The 16,811-nt window shown below is 30.4% G+C and carries 17 protein-coding genes; 9 read left to right on the top strand and 8 right to left on the bottom strand.

Translation table 11 applies throughout. The features are described 5' to 3' along the window. Positions 1-5 precede the first annotated feature (5 nt). The 6 genes from L2Z92_RS11795 to L2Z92_RS11770 all read right to left on the bottom strand — a co-directional run bounded on the left by L2Z92_RS11795 (position 6) and on the right by L2Z92_RS11770 (position 4,594). Positions 6-815, bottom strand: coding sequence for a rhomboid family intramembrane serine protease (locus L2Z92_RS11795; RefSeq protein ID WP_236453325.1), 810 nt, complete (start codon positions 813-815; stop codon positions 6-8). Then, on the bottom strand, positions 812-2,674 hold the full coding sequence (gene mutL / locus L2Z92_RS11790; protein ID WP_236453322.1) for a DNA mismatch repair endonuclease MutL: 1,863 nt from the start codon (positions 2,672-2,674) through the stop codon (positions 812-814). Before mutL ends, L2Z92_RS11795 begins: the two co-directional genes overlap by 4 nt. Next, on the bottom strand, positions 2,675-2,962 hold the full coding sequence (locus tag L2Z92_RS11785) for a riboflavin synthase subunit beta (protein WP_236453319.1): 288 nt from the start codon (positions 2,960-2,962) through the stop codon (positions 2,675-2,677). It lies immediately after the preceding gene. A 16-nt stretch (positions 2,963-2,978) separates the two neighbouring features. Further along, positions 2,979-3,206 carry a hypothetical protein gene (locus L2Z92_RS11780; protein ID WP_236453316.1) on the bottom strand — a complete coding sequence of 76 codons (228 nt, stop codon included), beginning with the start codon at positions 3,204-3,206 and terminating at the stop codon, positions 2,979-2,981. 110 nt (positions 3,207-3,316) lie between these two features. Beyond that, positions 3,317-3,805, bottom strand: a complete 489-nt coding sequence (gene ribH, locus L2Z92_RS11775) for a 6,7-dimethyl-8-ribityllumazine synthase (RefSeq protein ID WP_236453313.1) — start codon at positions 3,803-3,805, stop codon at positions 3,317-3,319. A gap of 6 nt (positions 3,806-3,811) precedes the next feature. Continuing rightward, positions 3,812-4,594 (bottom strand): tetratricopeptide repeat protein, encoded by a 783-nt coding sequence (locus tag L2Z92_RS11770; RefSeq protein WP_236453310.1) that lies wholly within the window; start codon positions 4,592-4,594, stop codon positions 3,812-3,814. A 193-nt stretch (positions 4,595-4,787) separates the two neighbouring features. On the opposite strand from L2Z92_RS11770, the gene recF reads away from it, so the two are divergent. From recF to lipA, 7 genes are all read left to right on the top strand, one after another. Beyond that, on the top strand, positions 4,788-5,867 hold the full coding sequence (gene recF / locus L2Z92_RS11765; protein WP_236453307.1) for a DNA replication/repair protein RecF: 1,080 nt from the start codon (positions 4,788-4,790) through the stop codon (positions 5,865-5,867). 45 nt (positions 5,868-5,912) lie between these two features. Continuing rightward, complete coding sequence (gene murB, locus L2Z92_RS11760; protein WP_236453304.1) at positions 5,913-6,920, top strand: UDP-N-acetylmuramate dehydrogenase; 1,008 nt, start codon at positions 5,913-5,915, stop codon at positions 6,918-6,920. Between the two features lie 221 nt (positions 6,921-7,141). Then, a complete protein-coding gene (locus L2Z92_RS11755) occupies positions 7,142-7,345 on the top strand; it encodes a membrane or secreted protein (RefSeq protein WP_236453301.1) in 204 nt (67 codons plus the stop codon). Between the two features lie 24 nt (positions 7,346-7,369). Next, a complete protein-coding gene (locus L2Z92_RS11750; RefSeq protein ID WP_236453298.1) occupies positions 7,370-8,479 on the top strand; it encodes a glycosyltransferase in 1,110 nt (369 codons plus the stop codon). Then, positions 8,470-9,045 carry an RNA polymerase sigma factor gene (locus L2Z92_RS11745; RefSeq protein WP_236453296.1) on the top strand — a complete coding sequence of 192 codons (576 nt, stop codon included), beginning with the start codon at positions 8,470-8,472 and terminating at the stop codon, positions 9,043-9,045. The genes L2Z92_RS11750 and L2Z92_RS11745 overlap by 10 nt, the downstream gene beginning before the upstream one ends. 167 nt (positions 9,046-9,212) lie before the next feature. Further along, positions 9,213-9,383 carry a hypothetical protein gene (locus L2Z92_RS11740; protein WP_236453294.1) on the top strand — a complete coding sequence of 57 codons (171 nt, stop codon included), beginning with the start codon at positions 9,213-9,215 and terminating at the stop codon, positions 9,381-9,383. Positions 9,384-9,460: 77 nt separating this feature from the next. Further along, positions 9,461-10,336, top strand: coding sequence for a lipoyl synthase (gene lipA, locus L2Z92_RS11735; RefSeq protein WP_236453292.1), 876 nt, complete (start codon positions 9,461-9,463; stop codon positions 10,334-10,336). 560 nt (positions 10,337-10,896) lie between these two features. Here the strand turns inward: lipA and L2Z92_RS11730 are convergent. Then, the gene (locus L2Z92_RS11730) at positions 10,897-11,958 is read right to left on the bottom strand and encodes an IS110 family RNA-guided transposase (protein WP_236453290.1); all 1,062 of its coding nucleotides are present in this window, start codon (positions 11,956-11,958) and stop codon (positions 10,897-10,899) included. 322 nt (positions 11,959-12,280) lie between these two features. On the opposite strand from L2Z92_RS11730, the gene L2Z92_RS11725 reads away from it, so the two are divergent. Next, a complete protein-coding gene (locus tag L2Z92_RS11725) occupies positions 12,281-13,669 on the top strand; it encodes an IS4 family transposase (protein WP_236453288.1) in 1,389 nt (462 codons plus the stop codon). A 113-nt stretch (positions 13,670-13,782) separates the two neighbouring features. Here L2Z92_RS11725 and L2Z92_RS11720 read toward each other — a convergent pair whose 3' ends face one another. Continuing rightward, positions 13,783-15,648, bottom strand: coding sequence for a DUF4139 domain-containing protein (locus L2Z92_RS11720; protein WP_236453286.1), 1,866 nt, complete (start codon positions 15,646-15,648; stop codon positions 13,783-13,785). A 106-nt stretch (positions 15,649-15,754) separates the two neighbouring features. On the opposite strand from L2Z92_RS11720, the gene gap reads away from it, so the two are divergent. Continuing rightward, positions 15,755-16,759: a type I glyceraldehyde-3-phosphate dehydrogenase gene (gap, locus tag L2Z92_RS11715; protein WP_236453284.1), complete on the top strand. Its 1,005-nt coding sequence runs from the start codon at positions 15,755-15,757 to the stop codon at positions 16,757-16,759. The last annotated feature ends 52 nt before the right edge of the window (positions 16,760-16,811 follow it).

The raw sequence follows: 16,811 nt of genomic DNA, 5'->3' as shown, positions 1-16,811 counted from the left end.
AAATATTATTTTCTGTCCCAACGGTTCTTATCAAATTGATTTTTTTTCCAAAACCACATCATTAAAAAACCGACTAAAGCACCACCTAAATGTGCAAAGTGAGCTATTCCTGTACCTCCATTACCAAAAAGAGCATTCCCTTTCAATCCTAAAAACAAATCTATCGCTAACACACCTGGTACAAAATATTTTGCTTTAATAGGAATTGGAATAAACATAATACCAAGTGCAGCGTTTGGATACAAAAAAGCAAAAGCTACTAACAAACCATAAATAGCTCCTGAAGCTCCTAATAGCACAGATCTAGTTTTTGAAAAAGCCTCTAAAATATAATTAAAGTCTTCTTGATTAGCATTAACTCTATCGAGTATTGTCTTAACCTCTCCATTTTTCATCACACCATCAGCATCAAACAAAGATGAATAATCTAAATTTAATAATGTATGAATCTCACTCGAAGTTAAATTTAAATGAGAAATAGAACCTAGTATATTATGAACTTCAAAATAATCAATTCCAACATGTAATAAAGTTGCTCCAAAACCACATGAAATATAAAAAAACAAAAACTTATTACTTCCCCACATTTGCTCTAATGCACTACCAAAAGAAACCAAAGCAAACATATTAAAGAAAATATGCATTGGACCAGCATGCATAAACATACTTGTTAAAGGTTGCCAAAGTTGAAATTTATCACTTTCAATATAATGCATAACCAATAAGTCATTTGAGTTAGGTAACACAATACTTACAACAAAAAATATAATATTAATGATAAGCAAGTGCTTTACCATGTCTGTCATTTTAATCATAATGCAAATTTTTTATCTAAATCTTCAACACTAATAGTGATAAAGGTAGGTTTATTAAATGGTGAAACATTTGGATCTTTACAGGCAAATAATCCGTTTACTAAATTCTCTTGTTCCATTTCTGTTAAATAACTTCCTGTTTTAACAGCTAAACTTTTCGCCATCGTTTTTGCTATTCCGTCATTTAATGAAAAAGTCGTTTCCGGAATATCGTTTTGCAATCCGTTTATCAACTCTTCCAATAAAATACTCACTTCACTTTCCTGAATAGAAACTGGAATACCTCCAATTTGAATACTATCCTCCTTTATTTCATCAAAAACAAATCCTGTATTTTCTAAAGAAGGTTGTAATTCTTTTATGAAGAGAATTTCTTCTCTTGAAAAATATAACTCTAACGGAAACAATAACTGCTGACTTGAAGCATGTTTTACTGTTATATTAATTAAATATTGTTCATATAAAATACGCTGATGTGCTTTGTTTTGATCGATTACTAGCATTCCCGATTTAATAGAACTAACAATATATTTTTTATGTATTTGATAGGTTCTTGACGTTGTCGTTTCTACCTCTTTACTTTCAAAAAAAGATCCCGTAACTTCTTCACTTTCGAATGAAATACTTTCAACCTCAGCAGTATCTTTTCGTAAATCTACATATAAACTTTCCCAAGAGTTTGCTGTTTCTTTTTTAGTATAATTTCCACTTGACGCATAGGAATTTCCTCCACTTTTAACTGGCTTTTCATCAGCAAAAGGATTATAATTCGCATTAACCTGTATGGTTGGTGAATGGGAATCTTTGTTTTTATATTCGTAGGGCGTATCTAAATTAGGATCCCGTTCAAAATCAAGAACAGGAGCCACATTGAACTGCCCTAAACTATGTTTAACAGCAGAACGTAAAATAGCATACAATGCTTGTTCATCATCAAACTTAATTTCTGTTTTAGTTGGATGAATATTAATATCTATAGTGTGTGGAGGTACTTCTAAATACAGAAAATAGCTAGGTTGATTACCTTCTTTTAACAAACCATCAAAAGCATTCATAATTGCATGATGCAAATAACCACTTTTAATGAAGCGATCATTCACAAAGAAAAATTGTTCACTTCTACTTTTCTTAGCATATTCTGGTTTCCCAACAAAGCCACTAATTTTAACAATTTCTGTATCCTCTGTTACCGGTACTAACTTTTCATTCGTTTTCCCACCAAGTAGATTTACAATTCTTTGTCTATAGTTTGATGAAGGCAAATTATACGTTTCACTTCCATTATGAATCAACGTAAAATAAATATTTGGATGTGCTAATGCTACACGTTGAAATTCATCAAAAATATGACGCATTTCAACAGTTTCCGATTTCAAGAAGTTTCTTCGGGCTGGAATATTAAAAAATAAATTTTTTACTAAGAAAGAGGTTCCTTTTGGCAAAACCGCAACTTCTTGCGAAACGAATTTACTTCCCTCAATAATAATGTGATGTCCTAATTCTTCTTGATCTTGTTTCGTTTTTAATTCTACATGCGCAATAGCTGCTATAGAAGCCAAAGCTTCTCCACGAAAGCCTTTTGTACTTAATTCGAATAAATCTTCCGCTAAACGAATCTTTGAAGTAGCATGACGTTCGAAACACATACGTGCATCGGTCACACTCATTCCAACACCATTATCGATTACTTGAATTAATGTTTTACCTGCATCTTTAACAATCAATTTAATATCATTTGCTCTCGCATCGATAGCATTTTCAAGCAATTCTTTTACAACTGAAGCAGGTCTTTGAACAACCTCACCAGCCGCAATTTGGTTCGCAACATGGTCAGGTAATAACTGTATTATACTGGACATTTATTTCTTTTTGAAAATAGATAAGTCAAAGTCTATTATGAATAAAAAAACAAGTAACAAAACACCTATAATAATCAAAATTCGTCTATTCGCTTCTCTATTTTGATTATACTTAAAATCGTTTAAAGCTTTTACAAATTTAACTTTTAATCCTTTATCAGAACCTACAGTTACTCTATATTCATCAAACTTATGCTTAATTTCAAAAGGACTCCCTTCTCCGTTATTATCAAAATAACGTGGTTGATAATTATATTTCTTATTTTTTCTCTTTCCGATAAGCCCCATAATACATCTGTTTTAATTATTCAATATAGGAATTCAATACAAACATACCTATCAATAATAATACCAACAATAGTATTAATGTACTAATTGATTGAGTAGTTTTTACTTTTCTATTTTGTTTATGTATACCTTTCCGCTTTGGAATAAAATCTTTTTTTGATGAAGAATCATCATTGGTATCAGCATGATTTTCATTTGAAAATCGAGGATTATAATTAAAGGTTCTATTTTTTGGTTTATACAACAAGTTTTAACTTTTTATAACACCAAAAATACTTAAAAATACATAGAATGAGAAACACATTTAACAAAACTTTGTTAAATGTGTTTCTCATTCTATAAAACAGTTAATCTTTAACTCTTTTTATTTAGCGCTACCATTTTTATAGCAGCTATAGCAGCTTCTGTTCCTTTATTTCCATGCTTTCCTCCACTTCTATCAATAGATTGTTGCATCGTATTATCGGTTAACAAACAAAAGATTGTAGGAACATCATATTTTACATTCAAATCCTTAATTCCCTGTGTTGTTCCATCGCATACAAATTCAAAATGCATTGTTTCGCCTTTCACTACACAACCAATTGCTATTACACAATCAACTTTTTGTGTTTCTATCATTCTTTTTGAACCAAAAACAAGTTCAAAACTTCCAGGAACATCCCAACGAATAATATTTTCAGGAAGTGTTCCGCAGTCTAATAAAGCTGCTTTTGCCCCTTCAAACAAACCGTTTGTTACTGTATCATTCCACTCTGAAACAACAATCCCAAATCGAAAATCTTTCGCATTTGGGATTGTGTTTTTATCGTACTGTGATAAATTTTTATTTTCTGTAGCCATAGTAGCTTATTCTGTCATAGTAATTAAAGCATCAATATTTTGAGCTTCTCTAGACGTTTCGTATTTTTCTTTAATTTTTACAAATAATGCATTTGCATCAGCTTTCTTGTTATTTAAATAACACAATTGAGCTGCTTTCATTAAAAATCTTGGAGTAGTATAATCATTTTCATCAGCTTCAGCTGCTTTCTTATAATTATTGATAGCTTCATCCACTTTATTCAATTCTGAATAGGCATCTCCTAACGCTCCTAATGCTTCTGCTTTTGTAATTGCATCATCAGCTTTGTAGCTTGATAAATATTTTTCAGCATTTTTAAAATCTTTAATATGTAAATATGCCATACCAGCATAATAATTTGCTACATTTCCAGATTTTGTACCAGAATATTCTTCTATTACACCAATTAATCCTAATTTACCTTCACCACCTTTAAGCGCTAAGTTAAATAATGAATCTGGGTTTTCTGTATTTGCTAAAGCATCATTAAAATAAACTTGAGCTTGATAGATATCATTTAATGCTTTCTCTTCTTTAGGCTCTACAGCAAATTTATTGTAAAGTAAATACCCAATAGTCGTCAAAGCGATAGCACCAACAACTCCTAAAATTAACTTTTGATTTTTAGCTACCCATTCTTCAGTTTTTGAAGCGGTTGCATCTAGTGTATTAAATACTTCTTCCGTAGTACTTTCTCCAGATTCTAATACTTCTTCAAATTCATTCTCGTTATCTAAAACGTCTTTAGGTTTGGGTGCTTTATAACCTCTTTTGTTATATGTTGCCATTTATAATAAGTTTATTAAAGTTGCAAAAATATAATTTTTATTGAAACAGACACAAGAAATATTTTAAAATATTACTATATTCTTATTTTATCTACATTATCACCCTGAAAATAAATAAAAAACAAATTATAATTATTTTCTGTTTTTTCATAGTATTTTTGCATAGATTTTTAACCAAAAGCCTTTATATATAGTGTTTCTACAGCATTTAACCTTACTTAATTATAAAAACATAACCTCTCAAACTTTCGATTTTGACAACAAAATCAATTGTTTCGTAGGTAAAAACGGAATTGGTAAAACAAATATTCTAGATGCTATTTATCATTTAGCCTATGGAAAGAGCTATTTCAACCCATTAGCATCACAAAATATCAAACATGATGAAGATTTCTTTTTAATTGATGCAATTTTCAACAAAAAAGATCATGAAGAAAAAATTTCCTGTAGTTTAAAACGTGGGCAAAAGAAAATAATAAAAAGAAATAATAAAATCTACGAGAAGCTTTCTGAGCATATCGGTTTTATTCCTCTGGTAATTATTTCTCCTTCCGACACCGATTTAATTATTGAAGGTAGCGAAACTAGAAGAAAATTTATTGATAGCGTAATCTCAACTTTAGACAACAAGTACTTAAATGAGCTTATCCAATATCAAAAATTAATCGCTCAACGCAATGCATTACTTAAATATTTCGCTTTAAATCAAACTTTTGACAAAGACAATTTAGCTGTTTACGATGATCAACTAGAGCCTTTAGGGAAAGTTATTTTTGAAAAAAGAAAACACTTCTTAGATCAATTTATTCCTATTTTTCAGAAATATTACGCTATTATTTCTACAGAAGCAGAAAGCGTTCAATTGATTTATCAAAGTCAACTTTTTAGAGCAGATTTAAGAACATTATTCAATCAAAACATTAGTAAAGACAGGGCACTACAATATACCAGTACTGGAATTCATAAAGATGATTTATCATTTGAAATTGAAGGTTATCCAATTAAAAAGTTTGGCTCCCAAGGACAGCAAAAATCCTTTTTAATTGCTTTAAAGCTTGCTCAATTTGAGTTTATCAAGGAGCAAAGTGGCGAATTACCTCTTTTATTATTTGACGATATTTTTGACAAACTAGACGAGTCAAGAGTTGCTAAAATCGTAACCATGGTAAATGATAAGGTTTTTGGACAAATATTCATTTCAGATACTCATGCTGAAAGAACTGAAAGTATTATAAAAAATACACATCAATCCTATACAATCTATACGCTTTAATTATCGAATTTATCCTTATTTTTGCATCATTAAATTTATTTTACAATGAATATTCAATCTAATTTTTCTTTAAAAAAACACAATACTTTTGGTATCGATGCTAAAGCAAAACAGTTCATCGCAATACATACAAAAGAAGAATTAGCAACACTACTTCAAAATGAAAAAGACATCTTTATTTTAGGAGGAGGTAGTAATATGTTACTCACTAAAGACATAGACAAACTCGTTGTTCATATTGACTTAAAGGGAATTGAAGTAACTCAATCTGATGAGGATTATGTATTAATAAAAGCTAATGCTGGTGAAAACTGGCACGAATTTGTAATGCATTGTATTGAAAATAATTATGGTGGAATTGAAAACTTATCATTAATTCCTGGAAACGTTGGCACTACTCCCATCCAAAACATTGGTGCTTATGGTGTAGAAATTAAAGATACTTTTTTTAGCTGTGAAGCTATGGAGATTGAAACACAAGAAGTAAAAACATTCTACAAAACTGATTGCCTGTTCGGATACAGAGAAAGTGTTTTTAAAAACGAGCTAAGAAACAAATACATTATTACAGCCGTTACTTTTAAATTATCTAAAAGAAACCATGTTTTAAACACTTCGTATGGTGCAATTGAAACAGAGCTTAACCTTCAAAACATTACTCAACCAACTCTTAGAGATGTCAGTAACGCTGTCATTGCTATTAGGAAAAGTAAATTACCCGATCCAAAAGAATTAGGAAATAGTGGTAGTTTTTTCAAAAATCCGATTATAAAAAAATCCGATTACGAAAAAATCGTACAATCTCACCCAGAAATGCCACATTATATTGTTTCCGAAAACACTGTAAAAGTACCCGCTGGCTGGCTTATTGAACAAGCTGGTTTTAAAGGAAAACGCTTTAATGATGCAGGAATTCACAAAAATCAAGCACTCGTATTAGTTAACTACGGTAACGCAACTGGAAGTGAGATTTTATCGGTTTCTAAAGACATACAAACCACTATTTTAGAGAAATTTGGAATACAAATCGAAGCAGAAGTAAACATTATTTAACCTAAAAACACACTATTTATATTAATTCTTTTGTATTTTTGCAGTCTTACTTTTTGAGTATAATTAAAAAATACTACTAGCAACCAAAGCAAACACATTAGAGACAACTAATTAAAAATATTGATATATGAAATCGCCATTAACAACAAATTTGTTAGAAACAATTTGAAATTATAAAACTGTGTTATCATATATTACTTATAAAAATAAATTCTAAACATATGAAATTAATTCTACTAACCATAGGTCTTTTAGCAGTTGCAGTTATTGGTATAACTATAAAAATTTGGGCTAAAAAAGATGGTAAATTTGCTGGAACTTGTGCTAGTCAAAGTCCTTTCTTAAATCCTGAAGGTGAAAACTGTGGTTTTTGTGGAAAAACACCAGAAGAGATGAAAAATTGTGAAGATCAATCTCACTCTTAATTTTTCCAATTAAAAAATCTAACTATGTTTTTACAAATCTTACTGCTGTTGCTAGCATCTTTTGTTAGTATACAGTTCATATATTATATATTTATATTTGGTCGCTTTTCATTTTCTAAACCCAAACAAATTCTTCCAAGTTCTGAACCAATTTCGGTTATTGTTTGCGCAAAAAATGAAGCCGAAAACGTAAAAAAGTTTTTTCCGCATTTAATTTCTCAAAATTATCCTGATTATGAGATTGTCCTAATTGACGATGCTTCAACAGATGATACATTAGAATTATTTGAAGCCTATGAAAAACAATATTCAAATGTAAAACTAGTAAAAGTTGAAAATAATGAAACCTTTTGGGGGAATAAAAAATATGCTTTAACACTAGGTATTAAAGTCGCAAAAAACAACAATCTATTATTCATTGATGCAGACTGTTATCCGAATTCAAACGATTGGATAACCCATATGAGCAGCAAGTTTTCAGAAAAGAAAACTATCGTTTTAGGATACGGAGCTTATGATAAAATTAAAAAATCGTTTCTAAATAAAATTATTCGTTTTGAAACTTTATTAACAGCTTCACAATATTTTGGCTGGGCAAAAATTGGCAAACCCTACATGGGAGTTGGTCGAAATCTTGCCTATACTAAAGAAACTTTTTTTAGCGTTGGTGGTTTTGTAGAACACATGAAAGTGCGTTCTGGAGACGATGATTTATTTGTTAATCAAGCAAGCACAAAAAACAACACTACAACTTGTTATACTCCTGAGAGTTTTACCTATTCGGAACCTAACAAAACATATAAAGATTGGTTCAATCAAAAAAGAAGACATGTTTCAACTGCAAAATTATATACTGCTTTTGATCGCTTTCAATTAGGCTTGTTTTTTGTTTCACAATTATTCTTTTTCCTTTTAGCAATTACGCTATTAGCGTTTCAATACCAATGGATGATTGTACTTGGTATAATTATATTTCGCTATTTATTTACTTGGATAAGTTTAGGATATGCTGCGAAAAAATTAAATGAAAAAGATGTAATGCATTGGTATCCAATTATTGAAATTTTCGTTATTTTCACACAATTAAACGTTTTCTTTACTAATATTTTCTCAAAACCTGTACATTGGAAATAAATTCGGAGATTATTTTAAACAATATTGAAAAAGCAAAAACGGGTGACCAAGTTGCTTTTACTTTTCTACTTGATTTCTTTTGGAATGAAGTCTACGGTTTTATGTTGAAAAGAACAGAAAACGAAACCGATACAGACGACATTACTATTGAAACTTTTGCGAAAGCATTTGATAAAATAAACACTTATAATCCTGAGTTCGGTTTTAACACTTGGTTAATTACAATTGCAAAAAATGTTCATATCGACATGCTTCGCAAAAAGAAAACTTCATTATTTATTGACATCACAGACGAAGACAACAACAATGCATTTAATGTAGTTGATGAAACTCCAACAATAGAAGATGATATTATTACTGAACAAAATTTGTCGCAACTTTTAAATTATATCAAAACCTTAAAACCAGCCTATCAAGAGGTAATACAATTGCGGTATTTTCAAGAGATGACCTATCAAGATATGGCAGAACAGCTTGACGAACCTTTGAATAATATTAAAATAAAACTGTTGCGCGCTAAAAAATTATTAGCCGAAACTATTTCAAAAAAAGAGAAGAAAAAATAAAAATAAGAATTTATATATTTGATAAAATCAAAATACAAATAGAAAACCTTACTTCTCAACAGAAATCAAAACTCTTGTTTCCTTCACCTTTCATTGTATTTATTACAGTCGATACAGAACAATTTAAAACAAACATCTGAAATACTGCAACAACTACTATTTTCAATATGGTTCGTGGTTTACTTCCTATTATATTATTTTGGTATGACACTTTAAAAATAAACAATGATATAATTACGAGTATTGCTATTGTTGGAACCATTGTTTTTACAATAGCAATATATACTACTTTAACCATTCCAGAAACACACAATATCGATTTAGATTTCACAGAATAGTAAACAAATCTTAAAAAACTATATTTATACTTTTGTTTTATCAAATCTCACTATCTTTGTACTTCAAAATTTTTTCTATGAATACTGTTACCGAGAATGTTTTTCCACCAAGAGAACCTAAACCAAAATGGCTTAGAGTGAAGCTTCCTACAGGAAAAAAATATACCGAATTAAGAGGATTAGTCGATAAATATAGCTTAAATACAATTTGTGCTTCAGGTAGTTGCCCCAATATGGGAGAATGTTGGGGTGAAGGAACCGCTACATTCATGATACTTGGAAACATTTGTACACGTTCGTGTGGTTTTTGTGGTGTTAAAACTGGAAGACCTGAAACAGTGGACTGGGATGAACCCGAAAAAGTGGCTCGCTCTATCAAATTAATGAAAATTAAACATGCGGTTATCACAAGTGTTGATCGTGATGATTTGAAAGATATGGGTTCTATCATTTGGGCAGAAACAGTGAAAGCCATTCGAAGAATGAATCCAAACACAACCTTAGAAACCTTAATTCCAGATTTTCAAGGAAATACTAGAAACCTAGATCGCATTATCGAAGTTGCACCAGAAGTTGTTTCTCACAATATGGAAACTGTAAAACGATTAACGAGAGAAGTTCGTATTCAGGCGAAATATGAAAAGAGTTTAGAGGTTTTGCGTTACTTGAAAGAACAAGGTATCAAGAGAACCAAATCGGGAATAATGCTTGGTTTAGGAGAAAAAGAAGAAGAAGTCATACAAGTACTTCATGACTTGAGAGATGCTAACGTTGACATTGTAACTATAGGTCAATACCTGCAACCGAGTAAAAAACATTTACCCGTTAAAGAATATATTTCTCCAGAACAATTTGAGAAATATGAAAAAATTGGCAAAGAACTAGGCTTTAGACATGTTGAAAGTGGTGCGCTTGTTCGTTCTTCATATCATGCCGAAAAACATATTCATTAGACCTTTACACTATCTAAATGCTATAGAATACCATTTATTAATGGCATTTACTGAAATAAAAAAGCCTTCAAGTTTTTAATTTGAAGGCTTTTTCATGTGATTATACTATTTCGGCACATAATTTAGCAGTTGCGAACCTTGGCATTTTTTTTGCTTTGGTTATAGTGTGCTACTCCAAAATTGTTGTGACAAAAGCATTAATTCATTTCGATTTGTCACAAAAAGTGTGACATTTCCAATTTCAAATCAAAATTGTCACAAAAACTGTGACGCTTTACTTTTCAAAACAAAAAATGTCACAAGTTTTTTAAAAAAACAACACAAAATTCCTGAATGTCGAATATGACTTGTTTTTCTATAGACAAAAATTACAACAACCTCATTATTAGATTATGTCTAAAATTAGAAACGTGTTTTTTAGGTACTATCTTAATTACCTAACTTATTTTGTTAATTTTTATTATTTTTACATTAGCAGAGGGAATTCATACTGTGACATTTCACTGAATGTATATCCTGTTTAGCCTCAACTTGTTTGGGGCTTTTTTCTACTTTTTTTATTAGACGGCTTTTGCAAAGCCGAGCAGAGAGGAAAACTCCTGCTCCTTTTCTTGAATATTAATTTCAAACTCAGGATTATATTTTTCATTCTTTTTCCATAATTGATAGATCATTACCAATAATTTCTTTTGAACTGCAACATAACTTTTCATTTTTACACCATGCTTCTCATAGGTTCTGTCATATAAGTCTTTAAACTTTTTTACTTTACATTTAATAACTACTAACGATGGCATATGCATGGCTCGACGTATTCGTGAATTGCCTCTTTTTGATATTTTAGTTTTTCCAACTCGAGTCCCTGATTGTGCTTCTACAACATCATAACCAGCATAGGAAACCACTTGCTTGTAATTGGAAAACAATTCAAAACCATTTGTTTCTGCCAATACTGTTGCAATTGTCAACACACCTAATCCTTTTATAGATTCTATATTATTTATCCTTTGTTCTATTTCTTGATTTGATTTTATGTGTTTTAAAATAGCTTTATTTAATTCTTTAATTTGTGCTTCAAATAACGCTATGGTTTGTTTTAACTGACTAATTACAGATTCCGATTGATGCATTGCAAAACTCAAAGCATCTAATTGATTTTTTAAAACTGTTTTCAATTCAGTTACATTTTGATGTTGCCTAGTTAAAAGTCGTAGCTGATAAAAAAATTCACCCATAGGTTGCCATATTTCTAAACATTGCTCGGCTCCCATTTGTGATAATCCTTTCGCATCAATACTATCATTTTTTGTCTTTAATCCAATAGCTTCTATATATTTTTTAGCTTTATTAGGTAAAATAATTGAAACAGAAAAACCTTGATCAAACAAATAATAGGCACAATTCTCATGATAAATACCTGTCGCTTCCATACAAATTACAACAGGAATAAATTCTTTCTTATGCTTGTTAATCCAAACTACTAAAGCATAAAAACCTTTTTTAGTATTAGGAATAATACAACTAGATTTAACAATTACTTTTTGCCTTTCATCAATAATGCTAATACACGCATTAATTTTTTTACTAGAAACATCAAGTCCAATCGAATACTTTAAATTCATAACATCTTGATTTGAATAATAAACAAAAAACTACAATGGTCTTCGCTCATTTTTTATACAGCATCTTTATATAAAACAAAGTGATTAAGTACTATTGAGACTTGAATGTAATTAAAACCAAATTGATTAGCCTAATGTATGCAATATCATCATAAATGTATTTCGCCCCGATAGAATTTTGCAACTTGGTTTTGTTTATTAATGATTACTATTTCAAAGATACGTACTTCATCTTTTTATTTAAAGTAAAGATATGAGCCCCGATAGCAACCTACCGTGTGGACACATCTATATTTTCACTATTTTAGACCAAATATAAATTATGCGTAGACATTTTACTGATATTGAAGATTCTCGATTACTTAGACGAAGTAATTTGATTTTGGACAGTTTATTTTGTAATAGTGTTCATTCTATTCGACAAATCACCCAAAATGAATCGGAGTGTAAAGCTTTTTATCGTTTTTTACAGAATAATAGGATCTCAGAATCAAAATTAATCAAAAATATGTCTTCTAATTGTATCACTTCCTGTTTAGATAAAACAGTTTTATGCATACAAGACACAAGTGAAGTAAATCTTTATAATCATAAAAATAGGATTAAAAAGGACGGATTCATTGGCACTACTAATGCTGCAAAAGGTGGGATTGGCTTTTTATTGCACCCTAGCTTTGTTGTTGATGCTTATAATTTCATTCCTTATGGTTTTTCTGATGTTAAAATATGGAATAGACCTCTAGAGAAACTTACAAAACAGGAAAGAAATTACAATAAATTACCTATTGAAGAAAAAGAATCATACAAGTGGATAGAATCTTCTGAAAAATCAAAAGAAGCTCTAGAGAAGGCAAAAAAAATCATCATAATCCAAGATAGAGAAGGTGATATTTATGAGCAATTTGCGATAGTACCTGATGAAAAGACAGAGTTGCTAGTAAGGGCTAGAGCCAACAGAACATTATTAAATAAGATAAAATTATTTGACTTTATAGCTAATGAGCCTCTTCAAGGAAAATATACCATTGCACTAGAAGGAGATAAACGAAGAAACATAAGTAAGCGAGAAGCTACTTTAGAGGTAAGGTTTTCAGCTGTTACTATTCAAAAAAACGATTTAGTTTCGAAAAATGCACCAGATAGTGTTGATTTATATATTATAGAAGCGAAAGAAATTGGTGAGAATATTGAAAATCCAATATGTTGGAAACTATTAACAACTATTAAAGTTTTAGATTTAGAAACTGCTTTACAATGTATTGATTGGTATACCTGTAGATGGGTAATAGAAGAAATTTTTAGGATACTAAAAAAAGAAGGATTTAATATAGAAGCCAGTGAATTAGGTTCAGCTAAATCCATCCGAAAATTAACTTTAATGATGATGGAAACAATTGTTAAGCTATTTTTAATGCAAATAGCCTACGATATGCCAGAACATGAAATAGAATCAAGAAGTTGTTTTACCAATCAAGAACTTGAATGTTTAGAATATCAGATAATAAAATTAGAAGGTAAAACAGAAAAATTAAAAAATCCTTATAAAGAAAAGGATTTGAAAAGATATGTATGGGCAATTGCTAGACTTGGAGGATGGAAAGGATATACTAGTGCTCGAAAACCTGGAATAACTACTTTTTCTATTGGAATTCAAAAATTCGCTTCAATTATGCAAGGATGGCAATTATTTCAAGATGTGTCCACACGGTAGGATAGCAACGGCATCCTGTCATTGTAAGGAACGTAGCAATGACAGATATAGTGGATAGCGGGACTATTTTCTACTGAATGACAATTTTTCTGCTCCTTAAAAAAATTAAATTTTTAATCTAATATGAGGGAAGCATTTTTAGGACTCTTTACTTTGTATTTTAAATTTAATTTCTTTTCCGATTTTGAAGGCAATTTTAACTTCCAAGTCACTAATTTAGTTTCTTCATTCATCACACCTTCATTATACTCTTCATCAAAAACTGTTATTTCTTTTGTAGTACTTATTGGAAATTGATCCAGGATTGTAATAGTAACAGCATAAGGTTTATTGTTCTTTACAGCAATTTCAAAAGCTCTACTTTCTGTTTTATTACTGCTTAAGAATTGTTTCGATTTGTATTCTTTTAACTGTTTTCTTTCAATTGCAATGCCCTTATCTTTCCCTAAAGAAATTTCTAAAGTATCTGAAGCATTTTGCAAGTCCAACAAAGATTTACCTAGAAAGGCTCCTTCAAAAAACAAATTCAATTCACCATCGAACAAATTCAAATCTTGCCAATCTGTAATTTTTGCTGTTAAATAGGCGTTTTTATCTAGTTTTGGCACTGCCATATATTGATAATCTGCTGGTAAATTAAACTTTTTGATTTCCGCAGTATACACTTTACCATCGTTCAAAACTGTATAAGGAACATCAATATCATAGGTTATTGTAGTTGGTTGATAATTAACACTCGTTTCTAAAGGTTGCGATTTAAATTCGTCTTCTTCTTTTTTTCTTGATTTTTTCCTACTATAAGCTGTAACAACAACAGCTTCAAGCTGGGCCACATCATGCTCTAGAACCACGTTTATAGTATTGTTTCTTACTTGCACAATTTGAGATTTCATACTTATATAAGAAAATACTAACTCGCAATTTACATGAGGTACTTTTATTGAATAATTTCCGTCAAAATCGGCTTGAGCTCCTATAGAAGTTCCCTTAACCATTACAGATGCGCCAGGCAAAGGACCATAACTATCTGAAATTTTTCCCGAAACAGTGTTTCCTATTAACTGACCATAAGCTTGAACAGAACCTCCTGTACTTCTACGGCTATTTAAATTCAAAAACCACGGGTTTATTGTTGGTGACACACCACTTTCTGTAGGGTTACCACTGGATATCGATAAATTTACATCTTTCCAATCTTCTCCAGAACTTTGAAAAATATTTGCTTTTAATAACAAATCTATTGGACTATTGACATCTTCTACTCTTAAATCATAATTTGAAAACCAACCCGCATTGAATACATAATAATCGATCTCAAACTTAGCATTAGTAACGCTCGAAGATGCAGAAACCGTAACAACAATATCGCTTGTAGCCTTTTCATCGGATTGATTTAAGGCTTTTAATTGTTTGTTGAGTTTTATTAAATCACTATCTATTGTCGCTACTCTTTCATTTATTTCTGTTTTCTGCTTAATCAAATCGACCAAACGCTGTCTATGAAAATCTACCGCTTCTTTCAGTTCAATTGCTTTCAAGCCCGAATTAACTCCTCCAATTACTTGGTTCTTAGCTAAAATATTTTCCTCATTTTGAAGAATCGCTAATATATTTGTTTCGGTTGTTTTATTTTGTTCCAAACTCTTTTTACTTGCCTCTAATTTTTCAATTTCGCTTCTGTTTTCTTGTTCTTTTAAAAAATTATTTTGGTGTACAACAGACAAAATTGTAAAATTACCCGATCCTTTAACTTGAAGACTTTGCTTATCTATTCTAGGTGAAACACCACTAAATACTAATTCTGTTTTTCCAGACTCTAATGTTGTTTTTCCATTTCTAGTTATTTGTGCTCCTTCTGTAAAAACAATTACGTTGTTTATTTTCGAAATTACATTTTTTGTTTTTTGCTGTGAAAAGGAACTAAAAACTACCAAAATCGAAAAAACAATTCCAAATACCACCCTTTTTTGTACATTCATACCTAATATGTCTTAATTTTTATATCTATTTTTTAAATAATCGCTTTTACTACTTAACAAATATAATATATTCCTTACTTTTATACTCTAATTTTTTTCAATAGAAATGACAAGGATTGCTATTAACGGCTTTGGAAGAATTGGCCGAAATTTATTCCGATTATTATTAAACCACCCTTCTATAGAAGTTGTGGCTATAAACGACATTGCAGACAATAAAACCATGAGTCATCTTATTAAATATGACAGTATTCATGGTGTGCTACAAGCAAAAACAAACTATAACGAACAAGCTATTATAATTGACGAGAAAGAATATTTGTTTTTTCATGAAAGAGAGATTAAAAATCTTGACTGGAAATCATTAAACATAGACATTGTTATTGAAGCTACTGGAAAGTTTAAAACAGTTACTACTTTACAACAACATATTGATGCTGGTGCTAAAAAAGTAATCCTATCTGTTCCTCCAGAAGATGACGCTATAAAAACAGTTGTTTTAGGTGTTAACGAATCTATTTTAGATGGTTCGGAAACAATAATATCCAATGCAAGTTGCACAACAAACAATGCTGCTCCAATGCTTAAGGTCATTCAGGAATTGTGCGAAATTGAGCAAGCTTATATTACTACTGTACATTCTTATACCACAGATCAAAGTTTACACGATCAACCACATAAGGATTTAAGGAGAGCAAGAGGTGCATCACAATCAATTGTTCCAACAACAACTGGTGCAGCAAAAGCATTATCAAAAATTTTCCCCGAACTTGAAGGTAAAATTGGAGGTTGTGGAATTCGTGTTCCTGTTCCAGATGGTTCATTAACCGATATTACTTTCAATGTTAAAAGACAAGTGAGTATTGAAGAAATTAACGAAGCTTTCAAAAAAGCTGCTAATACGAACCTTAAAGGTATTCTAGACTATACCGAAGACCCAATTGTTTCTGTTGATATTATTGGCAATAGACATTCTTGCTTGTTTGATGCGCAACTTACTTCTGTAATCGATAAAATGATTAAAGTTGTTGGTTGGTATGATAATGAAATTGGATATTCATCTCGTATAATCGATTTAATTCTATTTGTTACAAAAAACGAAACCGACTAAAACGATATTATAAATAAATTTTTACATTAGAAAAAAATGTATATTTTTGAGA

The organism is Flavobacterium jumunjinense, assembly GCF_021650975.2.
In the GTDB taxonomy this organism is placed as follows: Bacteria; Bacteroidota; Bacteroidia; order Flavobacteriales; family Flavobacteriaceae; genus Flavobacterium; species Flavobacterium jumunjinense.
This window is presented reverse-complemented; position numbering and strand designations above follow the sequence as displayed.